Here is a 12,239-nt window from a genome sequence, read left to right on the forward strand (position 1 = left end):
CCATCACAGTGACGGGCACCAACGATGCGCCAGTGGCGGCGGCGGATGTAGAGGCCGGCGCGACCGAAGGTGGCGATGTGATCAGCGGCACGGTGACGGCGACCGATGTGGATACGGCGCAGGGCGACCTGACGTACAGCCTGGTTGATGCGAATGGCGATGCGGCGAGTGCGCCAGCTGGCTTCACGTTGACAGGAAATGCTTGGACGTTCGATCCGAAAGATGCGGCTTACGACTCCCTCGCGGTAGGCGAGACGACCGACGTCGAAGTGACCGTCCAAGTTGCCGATGGCCAAGGTGGCACAGACACCCAAACGATCACCATCACAGTGACGGGCACCAACGATGCGCCAGTGGCGGCGGCGGATGTAGAGGCCGGCGCGACCGAAGGTGGCGATGTGATCAGCGGCACGGTGACGGCGACCGATGTGGATACGGCGCAGGGCGACCTGACGTACAGCCTGGTTGATGCGAATGGCGATGCGGCGAGTGCGCCAGCTGGCTTCACGTTGACAGGAAATGCTTGGACGTTCGATCCGAAAGATGCGGCTTACGACTCCCTCGCGGTAGGCGAGACGACCGACGTCGAAGTGACCGTCCAAGTTGCCGATGGCCAAGGTGGCACAGACACCCAAACGATCACCATCACAGTGACGGGCACCAACGATGCGCCAGTGGCGGCGGCGGATGTAGAGGCCGGCGCGACCGAAGGTGGCGATGTGATCAGCGGCACGGTGACGGCGACCGATGTGGATACGGCGCAGGGCGACCTGACGTACAGCCTGGTTGATGCGAATGGCGATGCGGCGAGTGCGCCAGCTGGCTTCACGTTGACAGGAAATGCTTGGACGTTCGATCCGAAAGATGCGGCTTACGACTCCCTCGCGGTAGGCGAGACGACCGACGTCGAAGTGACCGTCCAAGTTGCCGATGGCCAAGGTGGCACAGACACCCAAACGATCACCATCACAGTGACGGGCACCAACGATGCGCCAAGCATCGCAATCTCAAGCATTGCGCCTCTCTCCGAGGAAGGCTTATCTGGTGGACTTCAAGATGATATTGGATCCTCAGATACAAGCGACGCAGTTAAGGCATCTGGCAGCATCACAATTGATGATGTAGATAGCGATTCCGTAGAGATCACTCTTTCGGGCCCGGTGGGCATCACGTCGGCAGGTATGGAAGTCGTTTGGGAATGGGATGCTCAAAATCACAAGCTGATAGGCTCTACATCTGGGAGTGATTCTAAATCCGTTATTGAAATCGAGCTTACTGCTCCTAATGCAAGTGGCAAGGGCGAGTGGAACTATACAGTCACTTTACTCAGCCCTGTCGACCATCCAGATGGCTCCCAAGAAGATACACTGAGTTTAGATCTCGGCGTATTTGTTTCAGATGGGCAAGCCACAACGGAAAGCAAACTATCTATCATCATTGAAGACGATGCACCTAGCGACCATGCGATGGATCCAGTTGCTGCCACAGCAACTGACATCCCTGATGTGTTAACTGGCCAGTTTGATCTAACGAGTTACCGTGGTAATAGGACCACGATTGACGGTGGTCAATTTACTATTACTGCAAATGGATTCTCTTCAGCTTTATCATCCACGTTAGTTAGTGCAAATATTAATGGTGACAGCGAAGGTATCGGCGTTAGTAGTAAGGATTCTCCGTACCATAACCTTGCTAATGAAGTTGATTTTCGTAAGTTTTCAGATGGCAGTTCTGCATCCGAAGAGTTGGTTATTAAACTCGATCCTAACACGGTAGCTTATGGTGCGAAAATTGAGTTCAGCAAAATGTTTGGCGGTGAGGGCGAAAGCGGGATTGTTGAGTTTTGGCGAGATGGGAAGTTGATTGCAACTCAAAGTTTTACCTCTGATGAAAACCGTGGAGATTACGCTAAAGACTTTTCTGTGCAACAGGGTGGTTTTGATACGATGGTTATCAAAGCTACTGACAATGGTAACTCGTTTAATCATAAAGATAATAGTGACTTTACCGTTAAAAATATCGAGTTTCTTGGTGCGGATGCGCCGCAGCCAATTGCTTATGGTTCTGGTGTCGTTGAACCGCAATGGGGTGCCGATGGTCGAGGGGCACTGCAATTAGTTGGCCTAAATGAGTCTGCGACACTCAAAACGGTTACTGGCTCTGACATTACTGTTGAATTAGTAGGGGCAAATACTCTTACTGGTAAAGATGCAGAAGGGTATTTAGTCTTCAAACTCGAGTTTACACCGACAACGGGAAAATGGGAGTTTTACCAGTATCAAAATATACAATCGCCGCTAGGTGATGGAGATATTGATTTCCAAGTGAAAGTTACTGATGCCGATGGAGACAGCGCGCAACTTGGTTTTGCTGTTAAGCCGATGTCTCCACCAGTGATCGGTGAGCTGACACTTAATATGTCAGAAGAGGGATTACAAGGCGGTATTGCGGATGACGCATCTATCACTGGTTCACAAGACACGACTAACCAGACCTCAGTGGAAGGGCAGCTTAATATTGCGAACACCTCTGAGCTTTCTATGGGGATTCCGGTTGGTACTTACACTTCTAATGGTGTAGCTATTACCTGGAACTTATCTGCGGATAAACAGAGACTGATTGGAACGGTTGCTGACAATAAAGTGGTCGAAATTACCGTAGATAACCAAGGCAAGGTGACTAGTCAGTTGCATGCTGTATTCGACCATACGAATAATGGTGGAGAAGATGACCTTGTGATTGATATTCCCATTGAAGCACAAAATTCAAGTGGTATTTCGAACACAAGTACAATCACCATTGTTATTGAGGATGATGCCCCTATCGCTAATGCGGATGTTGCTTCAATCAATGTATTAGCCGATTCATTTAATTTTAACGGTGTTTCGGCTAAGTGGAGCAATATCGCAGGTGGTTCAAATATTACAATTTATGATTCGCGCGATGCTGACCCTGATTTAGACCAAGTACGCTGGGGAACGAGTGCAGGGTATGGGCAATCAGGGTATGGTTTTATTGATAACGATAGTGGACTGGCTGGAAACATAGCTCTCAATGAGCTAGTCCAACTAGGAACCTTTACTCACTATAACTACCCTATCTATGATTCGATTACGGGGGCAACACTAGATGTAACGTTTTCAGTAACCGATGCTTATGGTCGAGTAACGCCTGTGACGATTACGGTGAATTTTGCCCATAACGAAACACCAAATAATCAGTCTGATCCAAGGGATATCATTACTATTGAAAGTCAATCTGTGACTTTTGAATTTGAAGGTAAGATGTATACAGTTGAAGTCTTAGGTTTTGTTGATAAAAACGGTAATGTTATCAACTCGATAAAGACAGACGAAAATGCATCCAACCAGTTTGACTTGGTGGCAAAGATTGTTGAAGGAAGTGGTTACCATTTGCCAAGTGCTTTAGGTAATGTAATGCATAACGATTTGCACGGTGCCGATGGATCATTGACTGTCATAGGGTGTGTGAATGGAGAAACATCAAGCAGTATTAATACCGGTGTTGGCACTAAGGTTATTGGTTTGTATGGCGAGCTGATTCTGATGGCTGATGGTAGCTATACTTATCAAGTGACTGAGGATGCCTCTAAGATCCCCTTCAACGCACAGGAAGTTTTTAGTTATACCGTGAGAGATAATGATGGTGATGCTGCCAATAGTACTTTAACGATTTCAGTCAACGCTGTAGATAAAAATGGTGTACCCGTAGGTTTACCATTGACGGTTGAAGGCAATGATTTAAATGACATGATAGTTATTAGAAATGGTGAAAACTCACGGCACCCAGATAGATTCGATGTTGCTTTCGGGGGTAATTTGTTAGGTACAGTACGTGATGTTCATGGCAATGAAAACCATATTCACGTAGGGCAAGGTTATAATAATGGCTCTCAAAACCAAACTGTTAGTGGTGGATCGGGGAACGATCATATTGAGACGGGCTCTGGAAATGACGTCATTTATGCAGGAATGACGGGATCTCATGGTTACAGTAGTGATGATGATTTGGAACTTTCTGCGTCTGAGATTGCCAATCATCACGTAATGACAGGCAATCTTTCTGGCACTGATTCAATGTTAGATAATGATGGTTTGTTATTATCGAACGATGTATCAAGCCGTAATGCTGACGTCGTTAATGGCGGTAGTGGCAATGATCGAATATTTGGTCAATCTGGCTCTGATATCCTTTTTGGTCATACTGGTGATGATTATATTGATGGTGGTTCTCACAACGATGGTTTGAGAGGCGGTGAAGGTAACGACATCCTCATTGGCGGCCTTGGTAACGATATTTTAACGGGTGATAGTGGCGCAGACATATTCAAATGGGTTGAGATGGAAACCGCGACTGACCGCGTCACGGACTTCCATCGTTCGGAAGGGGATTCGTTAGATTTTTCCGATTTGTTTGAAGACATGACCAAAGATGAGATCACAGCATTGCTTGATGGACTGGGTGGTGTAGATCATCAAGGTGTTGCGGACGATGTATCTATCCGTGTTACAGGAAATGAACATGAATCGCACCTAACGATTGTTAAGTCGGGTCAAACATTGACCGTGGACTTTGATGGTGCGTCAGCTGCGGATATCACCAGTAGCTTGATGGATAACCTAAACCATTTAAAGGACTAAAATAACGAAAACCGGAGCTTGATAAGAGCTCCGGTTTTTCTTGCTGCCTATAAAATACGGCTTACAACACCTTACAGGCGAACCCTTTTAGATAAAACCCTTCAGGGTAGGCTGAATCTGTTAAGTGGTCAGCGGCTTGCTCGAACCTTTCAACAAATTTAACGCTACGACCTGCATCGAGCGCCGCATCGGCAATGATTTTTTGGAAGAGATCGGTGCCCATAAGGCCAGAGCATGAATAGGTGAGTAAAGTGCCACCCGGTTTTAAAATTTGCATTGCCAACATATTGATGTCTTTATAACCGTTTGCACCGGAGGTCAGGTTGTTTTTACTCGATACGAACTTAGGTGGATCCATAATCACCACATCAAACAGCGTTCCTTGATCACGATATTCTCGCAATAATTTGAAAACATCGGCATTCAAAAATACAGCGCGTTTTTTGGAGATATCGAATTGGTTGATCTCTGCATTGTATTTGGCGGTATCTAATGCAGGTTGTGAGACGTCGGCATTAATTACACGTTTGGCACCGCCTTTAAGAGCATACAAACCGAAGCCTCCGGTATAACAAAAACAGTTAAGGACATCTTTATCCTTCACATATTTTATTGATTTCTGGCGGCTGTCACGTTGGTCTAGGTAAAAGCCTGTTTTGTGTCCACCAACAATATCGACGCTAATTTTTACGCCATTTTCTTCGATAATGACTGATTTTGGCGGCTCATCGCCATGCAGCACGCCCATGCGCTCTTCCAAACCTTCTTTTTTACGAACGGCAACATCTGAACGTTCGTAAACATGGCACTCTGGGAAAACGATTGTCAGCGCTGTAACAATATTCGTTTTATGGTATTCAGCTCCTGCGCTAAGCAGTTGGCATACTAGATAATCTTGATACTTATCGATAGTAATTCCTGGCAGCCCATCAGATTCTGCCGCAATCAGCCTAAAGCCCGTAAGACCATCTCGTTCAATAATATCCTGGCGGACTAACAGTGCATCTTCGATTCGTTTCACAAAGAAATCGACATTGATCTCCTGTTTCTCAAAGCTCCAAACGCGAGCACGAATTTGAGAGGTAGGTGAATAGGCTGCTTTTGCCAACCACTGATTATCATGAGCATAAACGTCGACAGTTTCTCCAAGGCTAGGCTCACCTTCTACCTTGTTGATCCCTCGGGAAAAAACCCATGGATGTTTACGGCGCAAAGATTTTTCACGGCCTTTGACTAGATAGATTGCAGCTGTCATACATTACTCGATGAATATTCAAAATGGGGGCATATTTTCATAGAAAAGGTAATGGAAAGCAAACAAAGAGCGAGCGTCATACGTAAATAAAGGAAATTGTTTGGGGAGAGTATCTGTGGGATGTACATCAAATTAACCCATTGTCATTTCTTTCATTATAGTGAACGACGCATTTTAGTAGATAAATGATTGAGTATTTAAACATAGATAGAGGGATCCAAATGGCTCAACAGTGCGACAAGTTTATCGTGACAGGCAGGGTCCAAGGGGTTGGTTTTCGTTATCACACCGCTCATCAAGGACTAAAGCTAGGCTTAACAGGCTATGCTAAAAATTTACATAACGGCGAGGTTGAAGTCATCGCCATTGGGAATAGTGAAAATTTGGAGCAGTTTTATCAGTGGCTTCAACAAGGCCCCAAAACGGCGAAAGTAATGTCTGTGTTGCGTGAATCACTTCTTTCTTATACTGAAAAATATAGCGGATTCGAAATACTTTAAAAGTAGCACCGCTTTGTACTTTGTATAGTTAGGTTGCTTGGGGGCTTAGTTTCGCACTACAAGCATTTGGCAGGTTTTGGTAACCCAGCAAGTTTAGTTGCTTGTTTGGCCGGGCCTTTTTTAAAGAGTTTGAACAGATATTTGCTATTGCCTTTTTCCGGACCATGTGCTTTTTCCATCGCTTTGACTAACATACGCACTGCGGGTGAAGTATTAAACTCTTCATAAAAGTGGCGCACGAACAAAATGACTTCTAGATGAGCGTCGGTTAACTCGATATCTTCCTGACTGGCCAGCGTCTGGATCATTCCTTCTTCCCATTGGGTATGGTCTAGGAGGTAACCCTGAGCATCAGTTTCGACGGTTTTACCATTGTATTCAAACATCTTTATTACTCGATTAAAAATCCGCGTTTAGGGTAGCGTAGTGAATGTGTGATCTCAACTGTTTAGAAAGCAAAAAGCCCGCAAGCTGTGGCTTGCGGGCTCGTTTGGACAAAATGTCGACGTAAATTAGTCGTCGTTCATAATGCCTAAAATAGCCAATAAGCTTGTGAACAAGTTCAGGATATTTAGATACATTGAGATGGTAGCACTAATGTAGTTTGTCTCTTCACCTCGTACGATGCGGCTTGTGTCAAATAGGATAAAACCAGAAAACACGAGCGCCGCAATGCTGCTGATCGCAAGTTGGCCAACGGTAGAACCAACAAAAATATTAATAATCGCCGCAACGATGACAATAATGAGGCCTGCCATTAAAAAACTTCTCATGAACGAAAAGTCTTTTTTAGTCGTAATGGTATAAGCGGATAAGCCCATAAAAACAAGGCCAGTAAGACCGAGTGCCTGAGCAATAATGCTAGAGCCATTCGGGATTGCCGCATAGTGATTAAGCATTGGGCCCAGAGCTCCGCCCATTAATGTGGTGAACACAAATGTCCACACTATACCAGAAGAAGAATTAATGGCTTTAGGCATCACGAAAAATAGAATACCGATTGCTCCCAACTGCATAGCGAGTGCCATGAATGGTGAAATCTGCATTGCCATTGTTGCCATCGCAGCAATAGCACTGGTGATAAGAGTCATTGAAAGCAAGAAGTAAGTATTCTTCAACACTTTATTAGTTTGTAGTGTGCTCTCTAAGCTAGCTGAGCGAGTAAACATAGGGCTGTTCATAATCTTCCTCGTAAGGGTTTATGTTTGTTTGTACATTTATGGGGCTGAATGAGCTAAAAAGCAAGCCCTGTATCGTATTTGTTTTGTGTAAATTTTAATAAAAATAGTCACTTAGATGTTAAAGAATGTGTAACACCATGTGTCTATGCTCATAAACAAAGAGAGAGGTGATGTTCACCTCTCTCTTTGTTGGTCGTTAATCCATTAATGATGGAGAATTTGAGAGAGAAAATTGCGCGTTCTATCGGATTGAGGATTTTCAAAAAATTCAACAGGGTTATTTTCTTCAATGATCTCACCAGCATCCATGAAAATAACGCGATCGGCCACTTCTTTAGCAAAGCCCATCTCATGGGTAACACAAAGCATAGTCATGCCTTCTCCTGCAAGTTCAACCATAACATCTAATACTTCCCGTACCATTTCTGGGTCAAGTGCAGATGTTGGTTCATCAAATAACATAATCTGTGGGTTCATGCACAATGAGCGTGCAATCGCAACTCGTTGCTGCTGACCGCCAGAAAGTTGACCGGGATATTTGTCTGCTTGATCAGGAATCTTTACGCGTTCCAAGTACTTCATCGCAACCGCTTCAGCTTCTCCTTTAGGCATCTTTTTTACCCAAATTGGAGCGAGTGTACAGTTTTCTAACACGGTTAAATGTGGAAAAAGATTGAAATGTTGGAAGCACATACCGACCTCGCGTCGCACGGCTTCAATATTTTTAAGATCTTCCGTCAGTTCGTTTCCCGCGACGACGATTTGTCCTTTTTGGTGCTCTTCCAAGCGGTTAATACAGCGAATCATGGTCGATTTTCCTGAGCCTGAAGGGCCACAAATAACGATCTTTTCGCCTTTTTTAACGGTAAGATTGATGTTCTTTAGTACATGAAATTCACCGTACCATTTATTCATATCATTAATCTGAATCATGATTTCTTCAGAAGGTGCGAGGTTGCGTTGCTGCGTCATAATACGTCCTTGATTTGTAGTTATCGTTTGTGACCAGTATGGAGTTTGTTTTCAAGCCATATCGAATATCTAGACATAGAAAAGCAGAACACCCAGAACACTAACGCGACAAATATATAACTTTCAGTAGAAAAGCCTAACCAATCCGGATCGGTATTGGCAGCTTGTCCAATACCGAGCACGTCAAACATCCCGATAATGAGTACTAAGCTGGTATCTTTAAATAGGCCAATGAAGGTATTAACGATAGATGGGATCGTGATCTTCAGTGCTTGCGGCAAAATAATCAAACCGACTTTTTTCCAGTAACTTAAACCTAACGCATCGGCGGCTTCGTATTGACCTTTAGGTATCGCTTGTAAACCACCACGAACCACTTCTGCCATATAAGCCGAACTGAACATGACCACCCCAATCAATGCTCTAACCAATTTATCCGTTTCCGAGCCTTGTGAGAGGAACAGAGGCAGCATAACGGATGCCATAAACAAAACTGTAATCAGTGGCACACCTCTCCAAACCTCGATGTAAACGGTACATAGGCTGCGAATAATGGGCATCTCGGAACGTCGGCCCAACGCCAGTACAACGCCAATCGGTAACGAAACAACAATCCCAACTAAGGCAATAATCAGCGTAACTAATAAGCCTCCCCACTTATGCGTTTCAACCACTTCTAGGCCGAAAAAGCCTCCATAGAGTAACGCCGCGATAAGAAATGGGTAGATGTTGACAAAAAACAACCAAATCCACGTTTTTTTCGGTGTATTTTCATAGGCAAGCAACGCACTAAAAATAGCAAGAGTGAAATAGAAGAGGCGAGGTCGCCAGAGCTCAGCTTCTGGATAAAATCCATACATAAACTGATCCCAGCGTACGCTAATAAACACCCAACACGCCCCCTCCCGGGTGCAATCACTACGTTGTGTGCCTACCCAATCGGCATTAATAATCGCCCAATCGACCGTATGCCAAACAAGCCAGAAGGCGAAATACCCTAAGATCAGTGTAACGATGGAATTGAGTGTGTTATTAAAAAGATTTTTGCGCAGCCACCCAATGAAGCCAACGGTATTGGCTGGCGGTGGCAAGTTAGGTTGAAACTGATGTACTTTCATCTTATCTCTCCACCAAAGCAACTTTACGGTTATAGATATTCATTAATGCCGATGTCGTTAAACTGAGAGTGAGGTAAACACCCATGGTCATCGCAATAATTTCAATCGCTTGACCCGTTTGATTGAGCGTTGTGCCGGCAAAAACAGAAACCAAATCAGGGTAGCCAATCGCCATCGCTAATGATGAGTTTTTGGTTAAGTTCAGATATTGGCTGGTGAGTGGCGGAATGATGATGCGCAGCGCTTGAGGAATGACCACGAGTTTTAATGTTTTTGAACGAGATAATCCTAATGACATTGCTGCTTCGGATTGACCATGGCTCACCGCATTAATACCAGAACGGACAATTTCGGCAATAAATGCGGCCGTATAAATACTTAGTGCAATCAGCAGTGCAGCTAACTCAGGGATAATACTGATGCCACCTTGGAAGTTGAACCCTTGCAGTTGTGGATACTCTGCTGACACTGGACGGCCCATAGCAAAGTACACAATGACAGGAAGTAGGATGCACAAGATAGCCGCAATTCTACCCATAGGCGTCTGCTGACCTGTTAAACGCTGTTTGTTTCGAGCCCAAATGCCAATAATTAAGGTGGTTAGTAAGCCAGCAAGAAAGGCAATAAAGATAAATGTGCTGCCACTTTCGAAAATGGGAGCGGGGAAGAACAGACCACGTACATTGAGAAAAATAGAATCCCCTAACTGCATGCTTTGCCTAGGCGATGGTAGAGCCTGTAACACGGCAAAATACCAAAAGAAAATTTGCAGTAATAAAGGAATATTACGGAAGATTTCTATATACACAGCAGCAAGTCGACTGACTAACCAGTTGGAAGAGAGACGAGAAATACCGATAAAGAAACCTAAAAGGGTGGCAAATACAACGCCTAAAAAAGAAACTAGCGCGGTATTGAGTAAACCTATGATAAAAGTTCGCCCATAACTAAAGGTTTCATTGTATTCGATCAAAGTAAGGCCAATCCCAAAGCCAGCTTCTTGATCTAGGAAGTCAAACCCCGTGGCAATGCCTCGAGAACTTAAGTTAGAAAGTGCATTGGTCACAATGGTGTAAAAGAAAAAAACCAGAACGAGAACAGCAATAATTTGAAAGGCGACTGAACGAAAAGTAGGATTGTAGAACAAATTTGCGCTTTTAGCCGAGGGAGCTCCTGAGCTAGCCGCAATAGTTTTAGTAGGTTTCATACAACTATAACCTCAAATCCATTTTTCCAAAAAGGCGGTTAAAACCGCCTATTTGGGATTGTGTGACTATTAACGAAGTGGTGGAGCGTACATAAAGCCGCCAGCATTCCACAACGCATTTGCACCTCGTGCGATTTGTAGTGGAGAACCTTTACCTACAGTGCGTTCAAAACTTTCACCATAGTTACCGACTTGTTTTACAATTTGGTATCCCCAATCATCGCGAATGCCCAAACCTTTACCTTTAGGGCCGTCCAGGCCAAGTATGCGTTTGATATTAGGATCGCTAGATTTAAGCATTTCATCTGCATTTTTTGAGGTAATACCGTACTCTTCTGCGTTAACCATCGCATTGAGAGTCCATTTCGCCACGTTAAACCACTTGTCATCATCTTGACGAACAACGGGCCCAAGTGGTTCTTTAGAAATGATTTCAGGTAATACAACCGCGACGTTAGGATCAGTTAAGTTCAAACGTAGCGCATACAAACCAGATTGGTCGGTTGTTAGAGCATCGCAACGGCCCGCGTCAAAACCTTTTGAGGTTTGCGCTGCTGTATCGAATACCACAGGTTTGTATTTCATGCCTGTGTTGCGGAAGTAGTCCGCCAAGTTCAACTCAGTAGTTGTACCGGATTGGACACAAACCGATGCCCCATCAAGCTCTTTTGCACTTTTCACTCCTAGGTCTTTTTTCACCATGAACCCTTGACCGTCATAATAGTTTACGCCGACAAAATTAAGGCCGAGTGCTGCGTCGCGTTGGAGCGTCCAGGTTGTATTGCGCGAAAGAACATCGATTTCACCTGATTGTAGGGCGGTAAACCGTTCTTTTGCTGTGAGTGGAACATATTTTACTTTCGATTTGTCACCAAGAACTGCTGCGGCAAGTGCCTGGCAATATTCAACATCAATGCCTTCCCATTCCCCTTTTGAGTTCGGGTTGGAAAAGCCTGGTAGACCAGTGCTCACACCACAAGTAATAAAACCTTGCGAAAGTACTTTATCTAAAGTGCTATCTGCTGCTGAAGCTGTCGTCGCCATCATGGCAGTAGAAGCTGCTACAACAGAAGCAAGAACAGTGAGTTTATTCGCCATTTGTATCCTTCCTGTATGATCCATGTTAAACCAGGTGACACCTGATACAACGTACTAAAAATGTTGTTGTGTAGCTTTCCAAGTTGTATTTGCATGCAATCGCACATTTACAAATCAACCGTTTATAAGCGTAGGTAATGATTTGTATTTTCTCAAATTAGTAATTTGAAAGATTTTTGATTAGATTCACAAACCTAGGCTGCAGCTAGAATGAACAAATGTTGCAAGATTGTAAATAGTGCAACCG

General features: G+C 44.5%; 9 protein-coding genes. 2 read left to right on the forward strand and 7 right to left on the reverse strand.

The genetic code is table 11. The features are described from left to right. Positions 1–4,661, forward strand: a 4,661-nt coding sequence (locus AACT18_RS15400; RefSeq protein ID WP_094146616.1) for a VCBS domain-containing protein, incomplete at its 5' end; no start/stop codon positions are given. A gap of 61 nt (positions 4,662–4,722) precedes the next feature. Here the strand turns inward: AACT18_RS15400 and AACT18_RS15405 are convergent. Then, positions 4,723–5,916: a class I SAM-dependent methyltransferase gene (locus AACT18_RS15405; RefSeq protein ID WP_017049815.1), complete on the reverse strand. Its 1,194-nt coding sequence runs from the start codon at positions 5,914–5,916 to the stop codon at positions 4,723–4,725. Positions 5,917–6,137: 221 nt separating this feature from the next. Here AACT18_RS15405 and yccX point away from each other — a divergent pair, with 221 nt between their 5' ends. Next, positions 6,138–6,416 carry an acylphosphatase gene (gene yccX / locus AACT18_RS15410; RefSeq protein ID WP_026028007.1) on the forward strand — a complete coding sequence of 93 codons (279 nt, stop codon included), beginning with the start codon at positions 6,138–6,140 and terminating at the stop codon, positions 6,414–6,416. Between the two features lie 56 nt (positions 6,417–6,472). On the opposite strand, the gene AACT18_RS15415 is transcribed toward yccX, so the two are convergent. The 6 genes from AACT18_RS15415 to AACT18_RS15440 form a co-directional block, all read right to left on the reverse strand. Continuing rightward, on the reverse strand, positions 6,473–6,802 hold the full coding sequence (locus tag AACT18_RS15415) for a TusE/DsrC/DsvC family sulfur relay protein (RefSeq protein ID WP_010318448.1): 330 nt from the start codon (positions 6,800–6,802) through the stop codon (positions 6,473–6,475). A 126-nt stretch (positions 6,803–6,928) separates the two neighbouring features. Next, positions 6,929–7,597 carry a Bax inhibitor-1 family protein gene (locus AACT18_RS15420; protein WP_010318447.1) on the reverse strand — a complete coding sequence of 223 codons (669 nt, stop codon included), beginning with the start codon at positions 7,595–7,597 and terminating at the stop codon, positions 6,929–6,931. 204 nt (positions 7,598–7,801) lie between these two features. Then, positions 7,802–8,569: an amino acid ABC transporter ATP-binding protein gene (locus tag AACT18_RS15425; RefSeq protein ID WP_013856933.1), complete on the reverse strand. Its 768-nt coding sequence runs from the start codon at positions 8,567–8,569 to the stop codon at positions 7,802–7,804. 20 nt (positions 8,570–8,589) lie between these two features. After that, entirely contained in the window at positions 8,590–9,687 is a 1,098-nt protein-coding gene (locus AACT18_RS15430; RefSeq protein WP_094125217.1) for an amino acid ABC transporter permease, read from the reverse strand. Position 9,688: 1 nt separating this feature from the next. Next, positions 9,689–10,894 carry an amino acid ABC transporter permease gene (locus AACT18_RS15435; RefSeq protein WP_047689498.1) on the reverse strand — a complete coding sequence of 402 codons (1,206 nt, stop codon included), beginning with the start codon at positions 10,892–10,894 and terminating at the stop codon, positions 9,689–9,691. Between the two features lie 69 nt (positions 10,895–10,963). After that, positions 10,964–11,992, reverse strand: a complete 1,029-nt coding sequence (locus AACT18_RS15440) for an amino acid ABC transporter substrate-binding protein (protein ID WP_026027113.1) — start codon at positions 11,990–11,992, stop codon at positions 10,964–10,966. Positions 11,993–12,239 lie beyond the last annotated feature (247 nt).

The sequence above is a fragment of the Vibrio sp. V04_P4A5T148 genome, assembly GCF_963875605.1.
Lineage (GTDB): Bacteria > Pseudomonadota > Gammaproteobacteria > Enterobacterales > Vibrionaceae > Vibrio > Vibrio anguillarum.

Coding starts and splice junctions, on each gene's coding strand:
- AACT18_RS15405 (WP_017049815.1), bottom strand. CDS start 5,916: ATGACAGCTGCAATCTATCTAGTCAAAGGCCGTGAAAAATCTTTGCGC.
- yccX (WP_026028007.1), top strand. CDS start 6,138: ATGGCTCAACAGTGCGACAAGTTTATCGTGACAGGCAGGGTCCAAGGG.
- AACT18_RS15415 (WP_010318448.1), bottom strand. CDS start 6,802: ATGTTTGAATACAATGGTAAAACCGTCGAAACTGATGCTCAGGGTTAC.
- AACT18_RS15420 (WP_010318447.1), bottom strand. CDS start 7,597: ATGAACAGCCCTATGTTTACTCGCTCAGCTAGCTTAGAGAGCACACTA.
- AACT18_RS15425 (WP_013856933.1), bottom strand. CDS start 8,569: ATGACGCAGCAACGCAACCTCGCACCTTCTGAAGAAATCATGATTCAG.
- AACT18_RS15430 (WP_094125217.1), bottom strand. CDS start 9,687: ATGAAAGTACATCAGTTTCAACCTAACTTGCCACCGCCAGCCAATACC.
- AACT18_RS15435 (WP_047689498.1), bottom strand. CDS start 10,894: ATGAAACCTACTAAAACTATTGCGGCTAGCTCAGGAGCTCCCTCGGCT.
- AACT18_RS15440 (WP_026027113.1), bottom strand. CDS start 11,992: ATGGCGAATAAACTCACTGTTCTTGCTTCTGTTGTAGCAGCTTCTACT.